This is a genomic window from Stenotrophomonas sp. KH_052, from assembly GCF_057838755.1.
Genome location: NZ_CM174475.1, coordinates 2,476,398 through 2,497,481, shown reverse-complemented (window position 1 = coordinate 2,497,481; position 21,084 = coordinate 2,476,398). Strand labels below are relative to the sequence as shown.

Annotated in this window: 18 protein-coding genes; 10 read left to right on the top strand and 8 right to left on the bottom strand. The window is 65.4% G+C overall.

What is annotated here, in order from left to right; genetic code table 11:
* Positions 1-108: 108 nt before the first annotated feature.
* The 6 genes from AC3ITW_RS11550 (at position 109) to AC3ITW_RS11525 (ending at position 7,801) form a co-directional block, all read left to right on the top strand.
* A complete protein-coding gene (locus AC3ITW_RS11550) occupies positions 109-519 on the top strand; it encodes a hypothetical protein (RefSeq protein ID WP_012511082.1) in 411 nt (136 codons plus the stop codon).
* Positions 520-784: 265 nt separating this feature from the next.
* The gene (locus AC3ITW_RS11545; RefSeq protein WP_012511081.1) at positions 785-1,465 is read left to right on the top strand and encodes a DUF3313 family protein; all 681 of its coding nucleotides are present in this window, start codon (positions 785-787) and stop codon (positions 1,463-1,465) included.
* Between the two features lie 120 nt (positions 1,466-1,585).
* The gene (locus AC3ITW_RS11540) at positions 1,586-2,272 is read left to right on the top strand and encodes an RNA polymerase sigma factor (protein WP_006367541.1); all 687 of its coding nucleotides are present in this window, start codon (positions 1,586-1,588) and stop codon (positions 2,270-2,272) included.
* Complete coding sequence (locus AC3ITW_RS11535; RefSeq protein WP_100468485.1) at positions 2,269-3,306, top strand: FecR family protein; 1,038 nt, start codon at positions 2,269-2,271, stop codon at positions 3,304-3,306. The genes AC3ITW_RS11540 and AC3ITW_RS11535 overlap by 4 nt, the downstream gene beginning before the upstream one ends.
* 108 nt (positions 3,307-3,414) lie before the next feature.
* Positions 3,415-5,871: a TonB-dependent siderophore receptor gene (locus tag AC3ITW_RS11530; RefSeq protein WP_489389499.1), complete on the top strand. Its 2,457-nt coding sequence runs from the start codon at positions 3,415-3,417 to the stop codon at positions 5,869-5,871.
* 46 nt (positions 5,872-5,917) lie between these two features.
* Positions 5,918-7,801: a PepSY-associated TM helix domain-containing protein gene (locus AC3ITW_RS11525; RefSeq protein ID WP_012511077.1), complete on the top strand. Its 1,884-nt coding sequence runs from the start codon at positions 5,918-5,920 to the stop codon at positions 7,799-7,801.
* A 21-nt stretch (positions 7,802-7,822) separates the two neighbouring features.
* On the opposite strand, the gene AC3ITW_RS11520 is transcribed toward AC3ITW_RS11525, so the two are convergent.
* The 4 genes from AC3ITW_RS11520 to AC3ITW_RS11505 are packed head-to-tail and all read right to left on the bottom strand — an operon-like array spanning position 7,823 to position 11,586.
* A complete protein-coding gene (locus AC3ITW_RS11520) occupies positions 7,823-8,860 on the bottom strand; it encodes an alpha/beta hydrolase (protein ID WP_006367412.1) in 1,038 nt (345 codons plus the stop codon).
* Positions 8,857-9,333 (bottom strand): (R)-mandelonitrile lyase, encoded by a 477-nt coding sequence (locus AC3ITW_RS11515; RefSeq protein ID WP_080103060.1) that lies wholly within the window; start codon positions 9,331-9,333, stop codon positions 8,857-8,859. The genes AC3ITW_RS11520 and AC3ITW_RS11515 overlap by 4 nt, the downstream gene beginning before the upstream one ends.
* A 25-nt stretch (positions 9,334-9,358) precedes the next feature.
* Positions 9,359-10,345 (bottom strand): aldo/keto reductase, encoded by a 987-nt coding sequence (locus AC3ITW_RS11510; protein WP_100434645.1) that lies wholly within the window; start codon positions 10,343-10,345, stop codon positions 9,359-9,361.
* Between the two features lie 11 nt (positions 10,346-10,356).
* Positions 10,357-11,586 carry an MFS transporter gene (locus AC3ITW_RS11505; RefSeq protein WP_006367410.1) on the bottom strand — a complete coding sequence of 410 codons (1,230 nt, stop codon included), beginning with the start codon at positions 11,584-11,586 and terminating at the stop codon, positions 10,357-10,359.
* Positions 11,587-11,753: 167 nt separating this feature from the next.
* Here AC3ITW_RS11505 and AC3ITW_RS11500 point away from each other — a divergent pair, with 167 nt between their 5' ends.
* A complete protein-coding gene (locus AC3ITW_RS11500) occupies positions 11,754-12,641 on the top strand; it encodes a LysR family transcriptional regulator (protein ID WP_012511072.1) in 888 nt (295 codons plus the stop codon).
* Between the two features lie 138 nt (positions 12,642-12,779).
* The gene (locus tag AC3ITW_RS11495; RefSeq protein WP_489389498.1) at positions 12,780-15,422 is read left to right on the top strand and encodes an excinuclease ABC subunit UvrA; all 2,643 of its coding nucleotides are present in this window, start codon (positions 12,780-12,782) and stop codon (positions 15,420-15,422) included.
* A 96-nt stretch (positions 15,423-15,518) separates the two neighbouring features.
* Here AC3ITW_RS11495 and AC3ITW_RS11490 read toward each other — a convergent pair whose 3' ends face one another.
* The 3 genes from AC3ITW_RS11490 to AC3ITW_RS11480 form a co-directional block, all read right to left on the bottom strand.
* Entirely contained in the window at positions 15,519-16,520 is a 1,002-nt protein-coding gene (locus AC3ITW_RS11490; RefSeq protein WP_012511070.1) for an NADP-dependent oxidoreductase, read from the bottom strand.
* A gap of 43 nt (positions 16,521-16,563) precedes the next feature.
* Positions 16,564-17,352: an SDR family NAD(P)-dependent oxidoreductase gene (locus AC3ITW_RS11485; protein ID WP_012511069.1), complete on the bottom strand. Its 789-nt coding sequence runs from the start codon at positions 17,350-17,352 to the stop codon at positions 16,564-16,566.
* A 63-nt stretch (positions 17,353-17,415) separates the two neighbouring features.
* Complete coding sequence (locus tag AC3ITW_RS11480; RefSeq protein WP_012511068.1) at positions 17,416-18,510, bottom strand: alkene reductase; 1,095 nt, start codon at positions 18,508-18,510, stop codon at positions 17,416-17,418.
* 172 nt (positions 18,511-18,682) lie between these two features.
* Between AC3ITW_RS11480 and AC3ITW_RS11475 the strand changes: the two genes are divergently transcribed.
* Entirely contained in the window at positions 18,683-19,264 is a 582-nt protein-coding gene (locus AC3ITW_RS11475) for a TetR/AcrR family transcriptional regulator (RefSeq protein ID WP_012511067.1), read from the top strand.
* Between the two features lie 115 nt (positions 19,265-19,379).
* Here AC3ITW_RS11475 and AC3ITW_RS11470 read toward each other — a convergent pair whose 3' ends face one another.
* The gene (locus AC3ITW_RS11470; protein WP_012511066.1) at positions 19,380-20,333 is read right to left on the bottom strand and encodes an alpha/beta fold hydrolase; all 954 of its coding nucleotides are present in this window, start codon (positions 20,331-20,333) and stop codon (positions 19,380-19,382) included.
* 123 nt (positions 20,334-20,456) lie between these two features.
* On the opposite strand from AC3ITW_RS11470, the gene AC3ITW_RS11465 reads away from it, so the two are divergent.
* A complete protein-coding gene (locus AC3ITW_RS11465; protein ID WP_428993284.1) occupies positions 20,457-21,071 on the top strand; it encodes a TetR/AcrR family transcriptional regulator in 615 nt (204 codons plus the stop codon).
* Positions 21,072-21,084: the final 13 nt, after the last annotated feature.

Here is a 21,084-nt window from a genome sequence, read left to right as displayed (position 1 = left end):
GGGGCTGCCGCCGGGCCGTGCTGCCGGTGGTGGTTGCGCGTCTGTAGTCCATTGCACCAGTGCGTGTGCAGTCCTCTCCAGCCACCCCTCCTTCACCTGGGTAGAACCATGAAGCGCATACGGCTGTTTGAATCGAAACTCGCGGCGAGATTCCTTGAGGTCGATCGATTGGCGCGGGAAGGCGCCACGTTGAAGAACGTGGCTGAGAACATGCGCACGATCACCATTGCGGTGACGATGCTGATCGTGGTGGGGCTGCTGATGGACGTTCCGGCGTCCGTCATTCGTGTGGCGGCCATCGCATGGGGGTGCTGGGCATTGGTCTATGCGCTGCTTGCCGCAGCACAAGCAGGACTTCTCTTTGTCCTGCTGCTTGGCGAGGTGGCCCTGTTGAAGCACATCCTCATCCGAATTGGATTTCTCAGAGGCGCCATTGCCACAGGATTCGCGGTGCTTGTCGTGATCATCATGGCAGTGTCGTGCGTGCTGTTCGATCCGAAGCACATGTTGCATTGGTGATTGCCGACATCCTGCCGACACCCTGAAATCGTCGGGCCCGGCATTCCGGACCGGCCAAGGCAAGCCTCGCACGTCGGGGATGTTCGACCTCGATTGATTCCGTTCCACTCAACCTGTGAAAGTCATGCGCTCTGCAATTCCCTGCTGCCGTCGTCATTCATCAGGCGGCGATCGAACTGCCACTCTGGCGAGAACACCCGGTTCCGGACGCGTCGCGGAAGGCAGCTTGTGGCGGCGGGTTCCGCGGCTCCTCGCAGGAGTGGGAATGCTGTTGCTGGCCGCATGCAGTCCGGTGCATGTGGTCAGGTCAAACCAGGCCAGGACCTATGCAGATCTCAGCATCCACGGGGAGCGTCGGATGGAGATCGTGCCGGCGGGTAGCACGCACGGGCACTTCCAGACGGTGACTCTCGCCCCCGTCCTGCTGATGCCAGAGGTAGCTGCAACGCTGAGCCCGGGCGTCGGTGATCGCCTCAAGGCTGCCGTAAGCAGTCAGCTGCAGCGGCAGATCGACAGGCGCCTGGGCTGGAGCGGGGCAGGGCGGCCGGGAACGGGGCTGTTGCTGCTTGCAAGGATCACCTCGGTGAAGGAGGTGTCTGTCGGCCTGAACATTGCCACATCGGTCCTGATGGGACCGGTGAGCAAGGGGCAGCTCTCCCTCGAGATCGAGGCGATCGACGCAGGCACTGGCAGGCAGGTAGCACTGCTGCTGCTCGCCGACGAAGCCGATATGAGGGACATCCGGAAAAGCTACACCCCGGACGGTCACGCGAAGGCGCTTGCAGGCCGGTTCGCGATTGAGGCGGTGGAGTTCGTCGCGCCAATGGTGCGATCACGGCAGCTTCCCGGAGGGCGCAACTGCCGCGCACTTCACCCCAGCTCCCAGGCTTCATCCGAACCGCGGCTGCAGGAACGGGAGGGGGTAGGGAGTTCCAATTGCAAATGACTCTCACTACACTTGCGGCATCCCAACCCTTCCGCCGCTTGTAGCGGCCAGAACTCCGGCTCCCAACGTGAATTCCCCGCCCCACCTGTGCAGACCGCAGGCATTTGCCCTGAGGGTGATGTGTCCACGCTAGGCCGGGGCACGGGCAGCAACGCGGATCGGGCCTCGTCCACGGAGGCAGGCATTCCGGAAGACGCCTCGCCAATGGGTGGGAACCTCCTTGCGAAAGCCTATGCCCGCTGGCGCGGGCCCATTCTGCGCAGCCTTGCGCGTGTCAGAGGTGCGGACGGTGAGGACGCCCTGCACGACGGTGCAGTCAAATGGCTGGCGGCAAACCCTGCACTGGCCTCGTGCGACCAGCAAGGCGCCTATTTCCGGCGAACGGTGATGAACACCGTGGCCGATGAATATCGTGAGCACACCGCAGGCCGCCGTCTCCAGACGCTGCCGCTGGCAGACGCCGAGGATGCGGTCCAGGCCATCGCCAGCGATGAATCACAGTGCCCGTTGCAGCTCAGCGCCCAGCGGCAGCGCCTGGAACGCCTGCGAGAAGCGCTGGCCGAGCTGCCGGAGCGTCAACGCGAGGCCTTCGTGCTCTGCCGCTTCGATGGACTGACCCAGGAGGACGTTGCCGCTCGCATGCAGATCTCCCGCCGCATGGTGGTCAAGCACCTGTCGCGAGCGGTTGCCTACTGCGAAGTGCGGGTACGCTATGCGTCTCTGGCACAGATGCAGGAACTGCATCAACCCAGTGGGACAGGCAAGGCGTTGGCGCCTGCCATCGATGCTGATTTTCCCTGCCGATGACCGATCTCCCTTCTGCCGCAGGTTCCGACCCGTTTGCCCTGCATGAGGCGGCCGCCGCGTGGCTGGTGCGGCGGCAGGATGCGGCCTGGCAACCGAAGGATGAGGCGGCCCTGCAGCACTGGCTGGCCGAGAGCGAAGCGCACCGACAGGCGTTCGCCGACGTGGCCAGAACCTGGGACGACCTCGGCCAGCTGCCGCGCCCCGTGCTGGCCTCGGACGCGCGTGCGGTGATCACCCCAGCAGTACCTGCCATTCAACGACGGGGCAGGGCGGTGCGGCACGCACGCTCGTGGCGCCTGCCACGCGTTGCGGCGGCTGCGGCCGTGGCAATGCTGGTCTTGGGGTACGTCGGCTACGCCTGGTATTCCGCGCCCAGCTATGTCCAGGACGTGGCCACCGGTGCGGGTGAGATACGTGATCTGCAAATGCCGGACGGCTCACGCATTTCGCTCAATGCACGCAGCACGCTGGCCGTGCATTTCTATCGATCCCGTCGTGAAGTGGTGCTCAGCCAGGGCGAGGCGTTCTTCGAGGTCGCCCCGGCGGCCGACCGTCCCTTCACCGTCGATGCCCAGCGCAGCCGGGTGAGGGTGGTCGGCACGACCTTCAATGTGCGCAATGGGCCGGGCGAAGTCGTGGTCAAGGTGCTGCATGGGCACGTGCGGGTGCAGCCGGATCGCGCCGAAGGTGCCTCGCCGGTCAGCCTGCACGCCGAACAGGGCCTGGCCGTTACCACGCTCACCGCTGCTTATCGCCCCATCGCCGCAAGCGCAGACAGCATTGGCGGTTGGCGCAATGGACGCCTGGTGTTCCGGCGCACCCCGCTGGACGAAGTGGCGCAGGAGGTGGGGCAGTATCTGGGCCATCCCGTCACGTTGGGCCAGCCAGGGCTGAAGTTCCTGCCGGTCTCCGGCTACGCAGCCACCGATGCCCCGGCCACCTTCCTGGAAGCACTGCCGGATCTGTTGCCGGTGCAGGTAACGCGCACTGCCCAGGGCGGCTATCGCATCGACGAGCGGCCCGTCGCCCGCTGACGCCGGAACGAAAATTTCTTCCGGCGAGGGTTCCCACCCCACCGCCATTTTCCGTTTACCCCAGTGAGGCCAGTAGCGGCCAAGCATGATGGAGCGGTAATGGGGTACATGAAGATCAAGCGCGCACTTGTTGCTGGCGCGTTCTCTACGGGGGTACACGCCAAGCGGCTGCCGTTGCTGGCACTGTGCATTTCCAGCGCGCTGGCAGCGCCGGCCATTGCACAGGCGCAGCCGGCTGCGCGCGTGCAGTTCAATATTCCGGCGCAACCGCTGGATGCCGCACTGCGCCGCTTTTCCGAGCAGTCCCGGCAGCAGGTGCTGTTCAGCGAATCGGCGGTGGCCGGCCGTCGCGCTCCGGCCTTGAGCGGCAGTTACACGCCGCAGGAAGCACTGGTGCGCCTGCTGGAGGGCAGTGGCGTGCGTGTCAATGCCACCCGTCCGGGCGTGTTCACCCTGGCCCAGGAAGCAGCAACACCTGCGCGCAGCAAGGATGCCCAGACCACCCTGCAGACGGTGAACGTGACCGCCAATGCCCCAAGCGATGGCGCTTACACGGCACGTGAACTGAGCCTGGGCAAGCTGGGGCAGAGCATCCGCCAGACCCCGCAGTCGGTCAGCGTGATCACCCGCCAGCAGCTCGACGACCGCAACCTCACCACGCTGGACGAGGCGCTGGCGCAGACCACGGGTGTGACCAAGACCGCCCGCAACTTCGGCAACCACAAGTTCTCGATCCGCAGCTTCACCGTGGACGACAGCAACTATCTGGTCGATGGCGTGGCCGGCATCGTGTATGCCCCCGTGGGTTGGCTGCCGATCGACACCGCGGTACTGGAGCGCGTTGAAGTGCTGCGCGGTGCCGGTGGCATGATGCTGGGTGCGGCCGACCCCAGCGGAGCAATCAACATGGTGCGCAAGCGCCCGCGCGACCAGGCTCATCTGGATCTGGCCGCAACCGTGGGCTCGTGGGACAACTACCGCGTCGAGGTGGATGGCGGTGGCCCGCTCAATGCTACCGGCAGCGCGCGCGGCCGACTGGTCGCCGCCTATCAGGACCGCGACTACTTCCAGCGGGGCACCTCATCGAAGACGCCGGTGGCCTATGGGGTGATCGATGCCGATCTGGGCACGGATACCACGCTGACCTTCGGCCTGCGCCATCAGGCCAGTGACACCGACGGCTACTGGCTGTTCGGCCTGCCGCGCTACACCGATGGTGGTGCGCTGGACATCAAGCGTTCCACCTCGCTCATCCAGGACTGGAACCGGCAGGAGGGCTCCGTTGACGAAGCCTTTGCAGAGGCGGAGCACCGCTTCAACGAACGCTGGAAGGCACGCCTGTCGGTGAACCGCACCGAGTCGGACCTGGACCAGCGTGTTGCAGTTCCGCTGGGCGGGGTGGACCGCGCCACCGGCATCGGTTCGCGCTTCTATGACATCTATTTCAACCGCTCGCGCGTGCGCAGTGATGGCATCGACCTGCACACCACCGGCAACTTCGAAGCCTTCGGCCGCAGCCATCAGCTGCTGCTGGGCGCCATGTGGTCGCGCCAGCGTACCCGCCAGAGCTCGGGGGACCTGGCCATCGACGTGCCGATTGATGTCTACGCACCCGACCACAGCGCCATTGCGCAGCCGCTGCAGCCCGCGTGGGACTGGTCAGAAAACGCCCGCGCCCAGCAGAGCGGCGTGTACAGCAACCTGCGCCTGCAGCTGGCAGAACCGCTGCACCTCACGCTGGGTGGCCGGCTGAGCTGGGTGAAGTACCAGTCCAGCGATGGCTTCACCGGCGCCAAGAGCCGCGACTACGAACAGAAGCACGAATTCACCCCGTACGCCGGCCTTGTCTACGACCTGGGTCCGCAATGGTCGGTCTATGCCAGCTACGCCGATACCTTCCAGCCGCAGAGCTCGTATGTCACCGCGTCCGGCTCGGTGCTGGATCCGGCCATCGGCGCCAACTACGAGCTGGGCGTGAAGGGTGAGTTGAACGATGGCCGCCTGAATGTCTCCGCCGCGGTGTTCTCCATCCGCAAGACCGGCAACGCCGTGGTGGACGAATCCGACCCGGGCAGCTGCCGTGGCTCGCTGGCGTCGTCCGATTGCTACCGCAATGGCGGCAAGCTGCGTAGCAAGGGCTTTGAGCTGGAAGCCAGCGGCGAACTGGCGCCTGGCTGGCAGATGATGGCCGGCTATACCCACGTCACCAGCCGCGATGATGAGGGCGCGACCATCAGCGCCGAGACGCCCCGCCACCTGCTGCGCCTATCGACGTCCTACCAGCTGCCGGGCAAGTGGAACGCGTTCTCCGTGGGCGGCGGTGTATCGGCACAGAGCAGCTATTCCTATCCGGCCTACGACGACCCGGACTGGCGCATGGGCGCAGCGGGACGTGCCGTGTGGGACCTGCGGGCCGGCTACCGGATCAATCCGCGCTGGAGCGTAGGCGTCAACGTGGCCAACCTGTTCGACACCCGCTACTACGCGATGATCAGCCAGATCCGCCGCGGCAACTTCTTTGGCGAACCCCGCAATGTGATGCTGACGCTGCGCGGCTCGCTGTGATCTTCCGCAACCGGCGGGGCAACGGCCTGCCCGCCACGGGGCAGGCATGAAAGCGGGCTTCCGGCAGAGCATGTCGTGGCTGCACACCTGGTGCGGCCTTACCTGTGGCTGGCTGCTGTGCGCGATCTTCCTGACCGGCACGCTCAGCGTGTTCCGCGAGCCGATCACGCGATGGATGGAGGCCGGCCCCGTGCCGGTCTCCTCGCCGGCGGTGGACACGGGAATGCAGGCGGTACGTGCGCAGCACTGGCTGGCTGCAAACGCTGCCGATGCCCGGGAATGGCAGATCCGTTGGCCTGTCCAGCAGGGCTGGCCGCTGGAGCTGTCATGGGAGGATGGCGACGGCACGGGGCACGAAGGCTGGGTGGATGCCGGCACCGGCATGCCACAGCCTCCACCTCGTCTTCGGGAGACCGAAGGCGGGCGCCACTTCATGTCGTTCCATTACACCCTGCACGGCGGCATGGCCGGCTACTGGCTGGTCGGCTGGATCACCGCCTGCATGCTGCTGGCGCTGGTGTCCGGCGTGGTGGTGCATAAACGCATCTTCAAGGACTTCTTCACCTTCCGCCCGGGCAAGGGACAGCGCAGTTGGCTGGATGCGCACAACCTGAGTGCCGTGCTGACCCTGCCGTTCCTGTTCATGATCGGCTACACCGGGCTGACCTTCTTCTACAGCAGCTATCTGCCGTGGCCGGTGCATGCGGCCTATGGCGATGCTGATGACGCCTATGCGCGCTACGAAGCCGAGCTGGCGCCTATGCAACCAGCTCCGCCCGGCATCCTGGTATCCACCGCGCAACTACCGGACCTGCAGCAACTGCTGGCACGCGCGCACGCCATCAGCGGGCAGCCACCGGCACTGGTCGTGATCCAGGCGCCCGGCACCGTGCACAGCGTGGTGGAGGTGATCGGCCGCAAGCCGGAGGGGGGCGCGGGCAGGCATCTCCTGACCGAGACCAGCCGGGCGGCGTTCGATGCTGCCAGCGGCACGCTGCTGCAACAGCATGGCGCACATCCGCATGCCATTGGCGCCGTACAGGTGCACGAAACCATCGAAGCACTGCACAAGGCCGATTTTGGCGGCTGGCCGATGAAGTGGCTGTACTTCATCAGCGGTCTGCTCGGCACGGCGATGATCGCCATTGGCACGCTGCTGTTCTCGATCAAGCGGCGCAAGCGCAGCGAGCACGAGTTCGGCGCGGCCACGGCGGGCATCTATCGCTGCGTGGAAGCGTTCAACGTCGCATCGCTGGCTGGGGTGGCGCTGGCAAGCATCGTCTACCTGTATGGCAATCGGTTGCTGCCACTGGAAATGAGCAGTCGCAGTGCGTGGGAAATACGCATTTTTCTTGCGGCCTGCGCTGCCTCGGTGCTGCACGCGCTTTGGCGCCCACCTCGCCTGGCCTGGATCGAGCAGCTGTGGCTGGCCGCAGCGCTATGCCTGGCACTGCCGCTGGTGAACATGGCAACCACCGGTCAGGGGCTGCTGATGTATCTGCAGCGGGGCGCGTGGCAGCAGGCCGGCGTGGAGCTGGTCGCACTGGCATTCGGGTTGATGCTGGCAAGAATGGCCCTGAAGCTGCAGCGCCGCTGGCCACGGGCGCCGGAGGCGGCGCGCCCGGCCAAGCCTCCGGCCGGGCGGGAAGCGGCCTATCGCTGGCAGGTGGCGAGCCGTGTGCTGGCCGCCTCGCTGGGCGGATACCTGATCACTGCCGTTACGGCCACGGCACTGGCGTTGTTGTTGCCCGTGCTGGCAGGGGTAAGGACAGCCGTTTCGGTCCTGGCCAGTTCACTGCTGGGGTTCGTGCTGTTCATTGCCGTTGCTGTGGGCGTTTTCAGCGCCCGCAGTGTTGGGAAGGTGTGGCTGAGTCTGGCGGCGGGGAGTGCCCTGATGGGGTTGCTGGTGGCGATGCTTCGGACAGGGTGAGGGCAAGGGGGCGTCGGCCTGTCACATGCTTCCGTCCAAGCGCTTCCGGAAGAACGCCCCCAGCTCCGTAAAGGGAATCAGATCGGTGCGGTCGTACAGATCCACATGGCCCGCACCCTTCATCCACAGCAGTTCCTTCGGCTGTCCCGCCAGTCGGTAGGCCTCCTCACTGAATTCCTTTGAATGCGCCTGATCACCCGAAATGAACAACATCGGACGCGGCGAAATGGTCTCGATGTCGTTGAACGGATAGAAGTTCATGAACTTCACGTTGCTGGTCAGCGTCGGGTGGGTGGTGAGCTGCGGTGATGAGCCGGCCGGCGTGAATTCGCCACGCGGCGTTCGGTAGAAGTCGTAGAACTCGCGCTGGATCGGATGGGTGTCTGCCTCAAGCACATGCACGGTGCCAGAGGTGTACTGTGCGGCGCCGCCCTCAGCTTCAATCCAACGCTGGCGCGCGGCGGCAGCAATCACGGCCTTGCGCTGCTCAACGCTCTGCGAGCGGTTGAGGGCACTGCGGTTCGCAGCGCCCATGTCGTACATGCTGACTGTAGCAATGGCTTTCATGCGCGGGTCGATCTTGGCCGCACTGATCACGAAACTGCCACTGCCACAGATGCCAAGCACGCCGATCCGTTCGCGATCCACCTGTGGCTGCGTGCCCAGGTAGTCGACGGCTGCGCTGAAGGCTTCGGCATAGATGTCCGGCGCAACCGCATTGCGCGGCTCGCCCGCACTTTCACCCCAGAATGACTGGTCGATAGCCAGGGTCACGAAACCTTGTTCAGCCAGCTTCTGTGCGTAGAGATCCGCACTCTGCTCCTTCACCGCACCCATGGGATGGCCCACGATGATGGCGGGCAATGCTTGCCCAGGCCTACGGTTCTTCGGTACGTACAGATTGCCGACGATCTGCATGTGGTACTGGTTGTTGAAGCGCACCTTCTCGCTGGTGAGCTGAGTGCTGTGATAGAAGTTGTCCGCGCCGTGGGCCATGTCCTGTCCAACTGCAGTGAGGGGGATGGTCGCGAGGACCAGAGAAAGCAGCAGCGTTTTCATTCGCGCATCTCCGAATATTCTTCGTCGCTCACTTTCTCCAGCCACGTCACCGGGCTGCCATCCACCGCCTCGGCAATTGCGATGTGGGTCATCGCCACTGCGGCACTTGCGCCATGCCAGTGCTTCACGCCCGGGGCGATCCACACGGTGTCACCCGGACGGATCTGCTGGCGTGGCTGACCCCACTGCTGCACCCAGCCCACGCCTGCCGTCACGATGAGGGTCTGGCCCAGCGGGTGGGTGTGCCAGGCCGTGCGTGCGCCGGGCTCAAAGGTGACCGTTGCACCGCCTACGCGTGCCGGCGCAGGGCGTTGGAAGCCGCCGTCGATGCGCACGTTGCCGGTGAAGTAGTCAGCGGGGCCCGCCACGGACGATGCGCTGCCAGCAGGCGTTATGCTCAGATCGTCGCTGGCCGGGCCGCCGCCGGTCGCAGGCGCAGCCATGGATATCAACGTGCCGAGAAGCATGGACATGGGGAGTACTCCAGGAGTTGGGGGATTACCAGGCGTAGGCATTGGGCGCCTCGCCACCGGGGCCAGGCCAGATCGCATCCAGCCGAGCCAATGACTCACCTGAGAGCTTCAGGGCAGGGGCCTTCAGGTTCTGCAAAAGCTGGTCCACCGTGCGCGGCCCGCTCAGCGCGGTGGTCACCACCGGGTTGTGCAGCAGCCACGCCAGGGCAACATCGGCCGGCGCTTCGCCCAGTTGATCGCAGAACGCTTCATACGCTTCCAGCTGCGGGCGCAGCTGTTCGATACGCTGCAGGAGCTGCGGGGTAGCGCGTCGGCCATTGGCGACCTTCTTCAGCACGCCGCCCAGCAGTCCCATGCCGATCGGGCTCCAGGGAATCAGGCCCAGCCCGTGGTAGCGCAGTGCCGGGATCACTTCCAGCTCCACCGTGCGCTGGGTCAGGTTGTACAGGCTCTGCTCGGCCACCAGGCCAAAGGTGTGCCGTGCGGCGGCCACGCCCTGTGCGGTAGCGAGGTCCCAGCCGGCAAAGTTGCTGCTGCCCACGTAGGTGATCTTGCCTTCGCGGATCAGCTGTTCCATGGCCTGCCAGATTTCTTCCCATGGCGTTGCCCGGTCCACGTGGTGCATCTGGTACAGATCGATGTGGTCGGTCTGCAGTCGGCGCAGGCTGGCCTCGCAGGCGCGGCGGATGTGGTACGCCGACAGCCGGCGATCATTCGGGCCCAGACCCATCGGCTGATAGACCTTGGTCGCCAGTACCAAGCCGTCACGCTTGCCACTGCGCTTGAGCCAGCGCCCGATGATCTCCTCAGACACGCCGAAGCCCTGCGCCATGTCCGGCGACTGCGGTCCGCCGTAGACGTCTGCGCTGTCGAAGAAGTTGATGCCGGCATCCACGGCGGCATCCATGATGGTGAAGCTGGTCGACTCGTCGGCAAGTTCGCCGAAGTTCATGGTGCCAAGGCCCAGCCGGCTGATCTTCAGGCCCGAGCGGCCCAGAGAGGTGTAGTGCATGGGGAGCTCCGTCAGGAATGGACAGGAAGGCGATGGTGCTGCGCCGAGCGCGCAGCGATGCAGGACGTGACTACCGAGCCCAGCATCAGGACAGCGCTGAACCAGAACGTGGCGAGGTAGCCCTGGTGGTCCAGCAGCACGCCGCCCACGGTGGCGCCGATGGCGATGGCCATCTGCACCACGGCCACCATCAGGCCGCCGCCTGCCTCGCCGTCATCGGGCAGGGTGCGGGCCAGCCACGACCACCAGGCCACGGGCGCCGACGTGCCAAGCAGGCCCCACAGGGCGAACAACACCGCCACCCTCGGCAGCGTGTTGCCGATGAGGATCATGCACACAGCCACCACGGCCATCAGTGCGGGCAGCAGCACCAGCGTGCGGAACAGTGCCTTGTGCACGAAGGGCTCGATCAACAACGTGCCGGCCAAGCCTGCAGCACCCATCAACAGCAGCAACAGCGACAACGTCGAAGGCGATACGTGCAGCGTGCCTTCCACGAATGGGCGCAGGTAGGTGAACAGCGAGAACTGGCCCATGAAGAACAGGCTCACGCCCACCATGCCCCACGCCACCGGCGGGCGCTTCAACAGCGCGAACACATTCCACGACGCGCGCCCGGCGGTCGCCTTCATCGATGGCAGCGCGGCGATCTTCCACAGCAGGGCCACCACAGCCACCGGCACCAGCGAGAAGAACGCACCGCGCCAACCGACGATGGCGCCGAAGTAACTGCCCATCGGCGCCGCAATGACGGTGGCAAGCGCGTTGCCGCCGTTGACGATGGCCAGTGCGCGGGGCACCTGGTGCGAAGGAACCAGACGCATGGCGGTGGCGGCCGACATGGCCCAGAAGCCACCGATGGCCACGCCGATCAGCGCACGGCCCAGCATGAACACCGGGAAGCTGGGCGCCAGTGCCGCCAATGTGCCCGAGAGAATCATCGCGGTGGTGAGGCCCAGCAGCAGCCATTTGCGGTCCAGCTGCCCGGCCAGTGGCGAGACCAGCAAACTGGTGACCAGTGCAAATGCACCGGACACCGCGATCGCCTGGCCTGCCTGGCCTTCACTGACCTGCAGGTCGGTGGCGATGGGCGTCAGCAGGCTGATTGGCATGAACTCGGAAGCAACCAGAGCGAACGCGCCGAGTGTAAGGGCCAGCACCGCGCCCCATTCCCTGGGGGTTGCCGACCGCGCAGGCGCGGCCGTGCCCGCCCCGGCCGGGGGAAGATTGAGTGAACTCATGAAGGTTTCCAGGCCCAGAAGGGCGATGACGGCGGAAGACCCGGCGGCCGGACCTCCCGTGGTAGGGGAGGGGGCCAGTCTGGACCACACGCTGGCGTTTGATTAGATAATCAATTTCGAATGGGTCAATTAGTTGCGCTAATCAATCCCTGTGACACACTGCACGCATGGCACGACGCAACTTCAATGACCTGCTGGCTTTCGTGACCGTAGCGCGGGAGGGCAGCTTCACCCGCGCGGCGGGCGTGCTGGGGGTCACCCAGTCCGCACTGAGCCAGGCCATCAAGACCCTGGAAGAGAGTCTGGGAATCCGGCTGCTGACCCGCACGACGCGCAGCGTTTCGCCGACCACCGCCGGCGAGCGCCTGCTGCAATCGATCGGCAACCACTTCGACGACATCGAAATGGAGCTCGAAGCCCTTACTGCGTTGAGGGACACACCGGCTGGGCAGGTCAGGATCACCAGCGGCGACCACGTGCTGCGCACGGTGCTGCTTCCCAAGCTGATGCCGCTGCTGCACCGCTATCCGGACATCCGCATCGAGTTTGACGTCAGCTATGCACTGCGTGACATCGTTGCCGACCGCTTCGACGCCGGTGTTCGCCTTGGCGAATCCATCGACAAGGACATGGTCGCCCTGCCCATCGGCCCACGCCTGCGCATGGCCACCGCAGGGACGCCGGGCTACTTCGATGCGCACGGAATGCCGAAGGTGCCGGGCGATCTGACTGGTCACCGGTGCATAAACATCCGTCTTCCCACCAGCGGTGGACTGTATGTGTGGGAGTACGAGAAGAAGGGTCGCGAGATCAATGTGCGCGTGGATGGCCCGCTGGTGTTCAGCACGTCACCGCACATGGTCGATGCCGCGCTCGACGGCCTGGGCCTGGTGCATCTGCCCGTTGATGAGCTGGCACCCCATCTGGAAAGTGGCCGCCTGGTGCGGGTACTGGAGGACTGGTGCCCGCTGTTCCCTGGCTACCACCTGTATTACCCGAGCAGGCGACAGCCTTCCCCGGCGTTCAGCCTGGTGCTGGAGGCATTGCGGGTCTAGGTTGATGGCGTGGCGGCGCCCACGGCGGATCATGAGCGCCAAGACCGCGCTCACCCTCGCCACATTCACCCGGTAGCAGCGAAAATGCACCACTGGGCGCCCTGAAGCGCGCCGCTCACTGCCCGCAGGATCGTAACGATGTCCAATACCCCCTTTGGTGAGTCGTCATGTGCTGCCGCCGCCAGCGGTTGCGTCGAGGTGCGCGGCGCACGCGAGCACAACCTCAAGAATGTCGACGTCTCCATCCCGCGCAATGCACTGGTGGTGTTTTCCGGGGTGTCGGGTTCCGGCAAGTCATCGTTGGCCTTCGGTACCGTCTTCGCTGAAGCGCAGCGGCGTTACTTCGAGTCCGTGGCACCCTATGCGCGCCGCCTGATCGACCAGGCGGGCGTGCCCGATGTGGATGCCATCGACGGGCTGCCGCCGGCGGTGGCCCTGCAGCAACAGCGCGGGGCCAGCAACGCACGTTCATCGGTGGGCAGCGTGACTACGCTGTCCAGCCTGGTGCGCATGATGTACTCGCGTGCCGGTGCGTACCCGGCCAACCAGCCCATGCTGTACGCCGAGGACTTCTCGCCCAACACGCCACAGGGTGCCTGCAGCACCTGCCATGGCCTGGGGCATGTCTACGAAGTGACCGAAGCGCTGATGGTTCCGGACCCCTCGCTGAGCATCCGCGAGCGCGCCATCGCCTCTTGGCCGCCGGCATGGCATGGCCAGAACCTGCGCGACATCCTGGTCACGCTGGGCTACGACATCGACGTGCCGTGGAAGAAGTTGCCGAAGAAGGATCGGGACTGGATCCTGTTCACCGAGGAAGCGCCCAGCGTGCCGGTCTATGCCGGTTTCACGCCCGCAGAGACCCGTGCCGCACTCAAGCGCAAGCAGGAGCCCAGCTACATGGGCACCTATACCGGCGCGCGGCGTTACGTGCTGCACACCTTTGCCAACACCCAGAGCGCGCTGATGCGCAAGCGCGTTTCCCGCTACATGGAAGGCCGGTTGTGCCCGGCCTGCCATGGAAAACGCCTGAAGCCGGAGGCGCTCTCGGTCACCTTTGCCGGCGTGGATATCGGCGAGTTCATGCGGCTGCCGCTGGACCAGCTGGCGGCGCTGCTGGAGCCCATCGCACAAGGTGATTTCGGCGCGCACAGCAAGGGCGCTCGCGCCAGCAGGAGCGCGACACCCCGCGATCGCGCCCGGAGGGCCGCGAGTGGCCAGGCGACCCACGAGGGTGCTCCCGACGTGCGCCTGACCTCCGCCCTGTCCGAAGAGAAGCGCCTGGCGGCACAACGATTGGCAGGCGGTGTGATGGCGCGGGTACGCCAGCTGCGTGACCTGGGCCTGGGCTATCTCTCGCTGGACCGTGCGACGCCAACCCTGTCAGCCGGCGAACTGCAGCGCCTACGGCTGGCCACCCAGCTCAGTTCCTTGCTGTTTGGTGTGCTGTACGTGCTTGATGAACCCTCGGCCGGCCTGCATCCGGCCGACAGCCAGGCGCTGTACGACGCACTGGAACGGCTGCGCGACGGCGGCAACTCGGTGTTCGTTGTTGAACACGATCTGGAGCTGATGCGCCGCGCGCAGTGGCTGGTGGACGTTGGGCCAGAGGCGGGCGAGCATGGTGGCCAGGTCCTCTACAGTGGCGAGCCCGACGGCCTGCGCAAGGTTCAGGAGTCGCGCACGGCGCGGTATCTGTTCGATCAGGTGCCTGCGCCCGCCAGCCAGCAGCGCAGCGCCACCCGCTGGCTGGAACTGAAGGGTATCCACCGCCACAACCTGCAGGGCGTGGACGCACAGGTGCCGCTGGGGCTGCTGACGGCGGTGACCGGTATTTCCGGCTCCGGCAAGTCCAGCCTGATGGCGCAGGCGCTGCCCGAGCTGTTGCTGCTGCACCTTGGGCATGAGCCTGCGGACGACAGCGCCGACAGCACTCCCACCGACGGGCCGACCGTGATCGAAACGACGCGGGGCACATTGGCAGGCGACATGGACGCCATCCAGCGGGTGGTGCAGGTCGACCAGAAGCCCATCGGCCGCACGCCACGCTCCAACCTGGCCACCTATACCGGGCTGTTCGATCACGTGCGCAAGCTGTTCGCCGCGACACCCGCCGCGCGCCGCCGCCGTTTCGATGCGGGCCGCTTCTCGTTCAACGTGGCCAAGGGCCGGTGCGAGACCTGCGAGGGCGAGGGTTTCGTCAGCGTCGAACTGCTGTTCATGCCCAGCGTCTATGCGCCTTGCCCCACCTGCCATGGCGCCCGTTACAACGACGCCACGCTGAAGGTGCAGTGGAATGACCGCAACATCGCCGAGGTCCTGCAGATGACGGTCGACCAGGCGCATGCGTTCTTCAGCGAGGAAGAGGCCATTGCCCGCCCGCTGCAGTTGCTGCAGGAAATCGGCCTGGGCTACCTGCGGCTGGACCAGCCAGCCACGGAGCTTTCAGGCGGTGAGGCGCAACGCATCAAGCTGGCCACCGAGCTGCAGCGCAGCCAACGCGGGCGCACGCTGTACGTGCTGGACGAACCCACCACCGGCCTGCATGCATCGGATGCGGACAGGCTGCTGGTGCAACTGCAGCGGCTGGTGGACGCGGGCAATACAGTGGTGATGATCGAGCATGACATGCGCGCCGTTGCACAGGCGGACTGGGTGATTGATGTAGGCCCCGGAGCTGGCGGGGCAGGGGGCACCATCGTGGCGAAGGGAACGCCGCAACAGGTGGCGCGCGCGAAAGTCAGCAGGACGGCGCCATTTCTTGCGCGGGAGCTGGGGTAGGGCGGTTGGTGCGTGGCCGTCGCTTGAATGGGGCGTCCTGCCGGACAATGAAAGCCACCCACCTGCGGTGGCTATTGCCCGGGCAGCAACGTGCCCTTACCGCAATGCGACAACCACCTTTCCCTTGGCACGGCCGCTCTCGACATGATCCAGCGCGTTCTGGGTCTGCGAGAACGGAAAGACCCTGTCGATGACCGGCCGGATCGCACCTGACTCCACCAGCGAGGTGATCGTGGTCAACTGCTGTCCGTCAGCCCGCATGAACACAAAGGTGTAGGTCACGCGTTTCTGCCTGGCCTTGCGGCGGACGCCGTGGCTGAGCAGGCGCATGACCTGCTGGAGCGGCCAGGCCAGCCTGCGCTGCGCCGCGAAGGCCGGGGTAGGCGGCCCGGAGATGGAGAGCAGATGCCCGCCCGGCTTCAGAATCGGCAGCGAGCGCGTCAGCTCCTCCTTGCCCAGGCTGTTGAGCACCAGATCGTAGTCGCGCAGCTCCGTGGCGAAGTCCTGTTGCGTGTAATCGATCACCACGTCCGCGCCCAGTGCCTTCACCCATGCCACGTTGGCCGTGCTGGTGGTGGTCGCCACAAAGGCGCCCAGGTGTTTCGCCAGCTGGATCGCGACAGTGCCTACACCACCGGAGCCCGCCTGGATGAAGACCTTCTGCCCGGCTTTCAGTTGCCCGGTTTCAACCAGGGCCTGCCAGGCAGTCAGCGCGACCAGCGGCAGCGAGGCGGCTTCCACCATGCTGAGGTTGGCAGGCTTCAGCGCCAGGGAGGCAGCCTTGACCGCGATGAATTCGGCGAACGTTCCAATGCGATCATCATCCGGGCGGGCATAGACCTCATCACCAGGCTTGAACTGGCGAACCGCAGCGCCGACACGTTCCACCGTGCCAGCCAGGTCGTTGCCCAGAATCAGCGGTAGCTGATAGGGCAGGATCGCCTTGAATTCCCCGGTCCTGATTTTGGCATCCAGTGCATTGACGCTGGCCGCGTGCACGCGGATGAGTACATCGTCGTCGCGCAACGCCGGCTGCGGGACGTCGCCGATGCGGCCCATCTCCTTCCTGCCATAGCGGTCGATGAGAAAAGCTTTCATGGGATGGACACTCGGGTTGAGGCGCGGCGAGGATGGCTGCGGATCAGGCGACGCTGCGATAGCGCTCGGCCGCGTGCGCCTGGCGGATATCCGAGAGCAGGCCCTGACGCGAGGCGTCCAGCGTGTCCCAGCGCGAGGCCACATGCAGCGGCGGAATGGTCACCGCCTCGCGGCGATCAAAGCCGACCAGGGCCGCATCGACCAGTTCGTCGACATCCATCACCTCTGGCAAGGTGTTGATGTCGATGCCCGCACGTTCCCAGATCTCGGTGCGCGTAGCGGCAGGCAGCACCGCCTGCACATAGACACCGCTGGGCGCCAGTTCGAGGCTCAGGGCCTGCGACAGAAAGAGCGCGAAGGCTTTGGTCGCGCCGTAGACGGACATGCCCAGCTCCGGCGCCAGGCCCACCACCGAGCCGATGTTCACGATCGCACCGGTGCCAGCCTGCGTCAGGCGCCGGGCAGCGGCGGCGGCCAACCGAGTCAGCGCCAGCGTGTTCAGCGTCACCATCGTGTCAATGCTTTCGGCCGACTGCTCGGTGAAGCCGCCGGCCTGCGCAACGCCCGCGTTGTTGATCAGGATGCCGATGCGGTCATCGTCACGCAGGCGGGCTTCGACGGCGGCCAGGTCAGCGTTGAGGGTGAGGTCAGCTGCCAGTACATCGACGGTGACGCCGGTGTCCTGACGCAGACGTGCGGCCAGTGCATCCAGTCGGGACTGATCGCGCGCGACCAGTACAAGGTCGTGGCCACGGCGTGCGAAGCGTTCGGCATAGACGGCGCCGATACCGCTGGAAGCACCAGTGATCAGAACGGTGGGAAGCGTGCTCATGGTGGGCATCTCTTGGCGTGTATGTGGTCAGGGGTCGGGGAGGCGGCCGGAGTGTTGCGGTGCCTACTGCGCCGCGGTGTCGGTCAAGGCGGGGTAATCGATGTAGCCTTCGGCGCCGCCGCCATACAACGTGGCCGGGTTCAACGCATTCAACGGCGCACCGGTCTTAAGGCGCTCGACCAGATCGGGGTTGCTGATGAAGGCGCGTCCGAATGCGAACAGGTCGGCCTTGCCTTCGGCGAGATGGGCATTGGCCAGGTCGAGGTCATAGCCGTTGTTGGCCATGTAGGCGCCGGCAAAGCGCCGGCGCAGGCCATCGAAGTCGAACGGCGCAACGTCGCGAGGCCCGCCGGTCGCACCTTCCACCACATGCAGGTAGACAATCCCCAGTGCGCTGAGCTGGTCGACGATGTAGTCGTACTGCGGCTGCGGATCACTGATGCTGATGGCGTTGGCTGGCGAGACCGGCGAAATGCGCACGCCGGTGCGATCGGCGCCAATCTCCTGAGCCACAGCAGCCGTAACCTCCAGCAGCAGGCGCGCGCGGTTCTCGATCGAGCCGCCGTAGGCATCGGTGCGCTGGTTGGCCCCGTCCTTGATGAACTGCTCAAGCAGGTATCCGTTCGCGCCGTGAATCTCCACGCCATCGAATCCGGCGACCATGGCATTGGCCGCAGCCTGGCGGAAGTCATCGATGATGGCGGGCAGCTCGTCGATCCCGAGCGCGCGCGGCTCGGAGACGTCGACGAAGCCGTTGTGGACGAAGGTCTTGGTCTGGGCCCGGACGGCCGAGGCCGAAACGGGGGCCGCATTGCCTGGCTGCAGATCCACATGCGAGATGCGTCCCACGTGCCACAGCTGTACGAAGATACGCCCGCCGCGCGCGTGGACGGCGTCGGTGACCTCACGCCAACCCGCGATCTGGTCGGGCGTGTAGATCCCCGGCGTGTCCTGGTAGCCCTGGGCCTGGGCGGAGATCTGGGTGGCCTCGGTGATGATCAGGCCGGCCGAGGCGCGCTGGGCGTAGTAGGTAGCCGCCAGCGGATTGGGCACCAGCCCTGCACCCGCGCGGTTGCGGGTGAGCGGCGCCATCACGATGCGGTTGGCCAGGGTCAGCGGCCCCAGAACGTAGGGCTGGAAGAGCGGGGTGTCTGTCATGGGATATGCGGGCTCAGCGCTGGAAATATGGGGGGGGGGGAGTCGTGGGACGAGCGGCGCGACACATCAATGATGATGAGCATCATCATTGATGTCAATGGTTTGATGATGAACATAATCTATGCGTGGTAAGATGCCCTCGCCGCAGCACGTCATCAGCAGGTATCGAGTCATGAAGGTCACCAAGGCCCAGGCGCAGGCCAACCGCGCTCACATTGTCGAAACGGCATGCGCACTCTTCCGCGAGCGGGGATATGACGGCGTGAGCGTGGCGGATCTGATGTCGGCAGCCGGCTTCACTCATGGCGGCTTTTACAAGCACTTCGCTTCGAAGGCTGACCTGATGGCCGAAGCCGCAGCGTGTGGCTTTTCGACATCCGCCGAGGCCTTGGCTGGGATGGATCACCGCACCTTCCTGGTTCATTACCTGTCCCGCGTGCACCGGGATGCGCCGGGGCAGGGCTGCACGATGGCAGCACTGTGCGGCGATGCTGCGCGTCAGCCGGATTCGGTGAGGGAGGCGTTCGTGGCGGGCATTGATGCTCGGCTCACAGCGGGTACAGGTCACGCTGACCCACCTGATGCAGCGTCTGCCGCACGTCATCGCGCCCGGCGCATTGCGCGGATCGCCCAGGCAGTGGGGGCCATGGTGCTGTCGCGATCATGCCCGGATGATTCGCCGTTGGCGGACGAGATTCTGGACGCCTGCCGGGAAGACATTCTTGCCAGGCTGACCGATGAATCCGATGCCTGAGCGGCTGCTGACGCATGTCCACGGCCGGAAGCTGGCAGGCAGGAGGGAACGGTTCAATCCTGCAACACCGTTCCACGTGAGAAGGGCCCCGACCTGAGGCCGGAGCCCCGGTGGCTTACTTTTCCTGCAGGAACGTCAGCAGATCCTGGTTGACCCTGTCCTTGTGGGTATCGGTCAGGCCGTGCGGCGCGCCCGGGTAAACAATCAGCCTGGCGCCCTTGATCAGCTTCGCCGACTGGCGGCCGGAGATGTCGATCGGCACGATCTGGTCGTCATCACCGTGGATGACCAGCGTCGGCACATCGAACTTCTTCAGGTCGGCGCGGAAATCGGTGGCCGAGAACGCAGCGATCGAATCGTAGGTGTTCTTGTGGCCACCCTGCATGCCCTGCGCCCACCACGCATCGATCAAGCCCTGAGACACCTTAGCGCCCGGGCGGTTGAAGCCGTAGAACGGGCCCGACGGGATGTCCTTGTACAGCTGTGCGCGGTTGTCCATCTGCGCCTTGCGGATGCCATCGAACACTTCGATCGGCAGGCCATTGGGGTTGTCGGCGGTCTTCAGCATGAGCGGCGGCACCGAGCTGATCAGCACGGCCTTCTTCACCCGGCCGGTGCCATGGCGGCCGATGTAGCGCGCCACCTCGCCGCCACCGGTGGAGAAGCCCACCAGGGTGACATCGTGCAGGTCGAGCGTGTTGATCACCGTGGCCAGGTCATCAGCGTAGTGATCCATGTCGTTGCCATCCCACGGCTGGCTGGAACGGCCGTGGCCACGGCGGTCGTGAGCGATGACGCGATAGCCCTGATTGGCCAGGAAGATCATCTGCGATTCCCAGCTGTCCGAGTTCAGCGGCCAGCCGTGGCTGAAGGTGACGACCGCGCCGTCCTTCGGGCCCCAGTCCTTGTAGTAGAGCTGCACGCCATCGGCGGTGGTGATGTAGCTGGCGGTGCGCGCGATGCTGGTGACTGCAGCCGGCTTGGCCGGTTCGGCGGCCTGCGCGGACAGGCCGGCCTGGACCGAGAGGGCGAGGGCGGCAACGGCCAGGGTACGGGCAAAGGTGTTCATGCGAGGCGTCTCATGGGTGGGTGGTGAGACGTACTTTGCGACCGAAATCGAGCCTCTGGATGATGACATGTACGAATTTCTTGATAGATCGTCCTGAGCGAACGGGCAACCCGGAAGGTCGCGATGCCGCCTGTTGACAGGGTAGAACGATCGTTCTACCTTGGCGTCGTGAACACAACCACCGCCGATACCCAACAGAAGATCCTGGCCACGGCCGAGGCGCTGATCTACCAGAACGGGATCCACGCCACGGGCATGGACCTGCTGGTGAAGACCTCCGGCGTTGCCCGGAAGAGCATCTACCGCCACTTTGAAAACAAGGATCAGGTGGCCGCTGCGGCATTGAGAGCGCGCGACGTGCGTTGGCTGGCCTGGTTCCAGCAGGAGTGCGACAAGGCCAATACTGCGGAAGCACGCATCCTGGGCATGTTCACCGTACTCAAGGGCTGGTTCCAGTCCGAGGGCTATCGCGGCTGTGCCTTCATCAACACCGCGGGCGAGGTCGGCGATCCCGACGATCCGATTCGCCACATCGCAAAAGATCACAAGCAGAAGCTGCTCGATTACACGCTGGAACTGACCGGGCAACTGGATATCCAGCAGCCGGCAGCGCTGGCGCGTCAGCTGCTGGTTCTCATGGAAGGCGCCATCACCGTCTCGCGCGTGATGGGCGACTACGACGCCGCAGACACTGCAAGGGATGTTGCAGCGGTGTTGTTGGAGCAGGCCAGGCGCTGACGCCTGAGTCATC

What these genes read in the sequence shown, in the direction of transcription:
- AC3ITW_RS11495 (WP_489389498.1), top strand. Translation starts at nt 12,780, where the DNA reads ATGTCCAATACCCCCTTTGGTGAGTCGTCATGTGCTGCCGCCGCCAGC.
- AC3ITW_RS11485 (WP_012511069.1), bottom strand. Translation starts at nt 17,352, where the DNA reads ATGAGCACGCTTCCCACCGTTCTGATCACTGGTGCTTCCAGCGGTATC.
- AC3ITW_RS11525 (WP_012511077.1), top strand. Translation starts at nt 5,918, where the DNA reads ATGAAAGCGGGCTTCCGGCAGAGCATGTCGTGGCTGCACACCTGGTGC.
- AC3ITW_RS11500 (WP_012511072.1), top strand. Translation starts at nt 11,754, where the DNA reads ATGGCACGACGCAACTTCAATGACCTGCTGGCTTTCGTGACCGTAGCG.
- AC3ITW_RS11470 (WP_012511066.1), bottom strand. Translation starts at nt 20,333, where the DNA reads ATGAACACCTTTGCCCGTACCCTGGCCGTTGCCGCCCTCGCCCTCTCG.
- AC3ITW_RS11530 (WP_489389499.1), top strand. Translation starts at nt 3,415, where the DNA reads ATGAAGATCAAGCGCGCACTTGTTGCTGGCGCGTTCTCTACGGGGGTA.
- AC3ITW_RS11515 (WP_080103060.1), bottom strand. Translation starts at nt 9,333, where the DNA reads ATGTCCATGCTTCTCGGCACGTTGATATCCATGGCTGCGCCTGCGACC.
- AC3ITW_RS11465 (WP_428993284.1), top strand. Translation starts at nt 20,457, where the DNA reads ATGCCGCCTGTTGACAGGGTAGAACGATCGTTCTACCTTGGCGTCGTG.
- AC3ITW_RS11510 (WP_100434645.1), bottom strand. Translation starts at nt 10,345, where the DNA reads ATGCACTACACCTCTCTGGGCCGCTCGGGCCTGAAGATCAGCCGGCTG.
- AC3ITW_RS11505 (WP_006367410.1), bottom strand. Translation starts at nt 11,586, where the DNA reads ATGAGTTCACTCAATCTTCCCCCGGCCGGGGCGGGCACGGCCGCGCCT.
- AC3ITW_RS11520 (WP_006367412.1), bottom strand. Translation starts at nt 8,860, where the DNA reads ATGAAAACGCTGCTGCTTTCTCTGGTCCTCGCGACCATCCCCCTCACT.
- AC3ITW_RS11475 (WP_012511067.1), top strand. Translation starts at nt 18,683, where the DNA reads ATGAAGGTCACCAAGGCCCAGGCGCAGGCCAACCGCGCTCACATTGTC.
- AC3ITW_RS11535 (WP_100468485.1), top strand. Translation starts at nt 2,269, where the DNA reads ATGACCGATCTCCCTTCTGCCGCAGGTTCCGACCCGTTTGCCCTGCAT.
- AC3ITW_RS11490 (WP_012511070.1), bottom strand. Translation starts at nt 16,520, where the DNA reads ATGAAAGCTTTTCTCATCGACCGCTATGGCAGGAAGGAGATGGGCCGC.
- AC3ITW_RS11545 (WP_012511081.1), top strand. Translation starts at nt 785, where the DNA reads ATGCTGTTGCTGGCCGCATGCAGTCCGGTGCATGTGGTCAGGTCAAAC.
- AC3ITW_RS11480 (WP_012511068.1), bottom strand. Translation starts at nt 18,510, where the DNA reads ATGACAGACACCCCGCTCTTCCAGCCCTACGTTCTGGGGCCGCTGACC.
- AC3ITW_RS11550 (WP_012511082.1), top strand. Translation starts at nt 109, where the DNA reads ATGAAGCGCATACGGCTGTTTGAATCGAAACTCGCGGCGAGATTCCTT.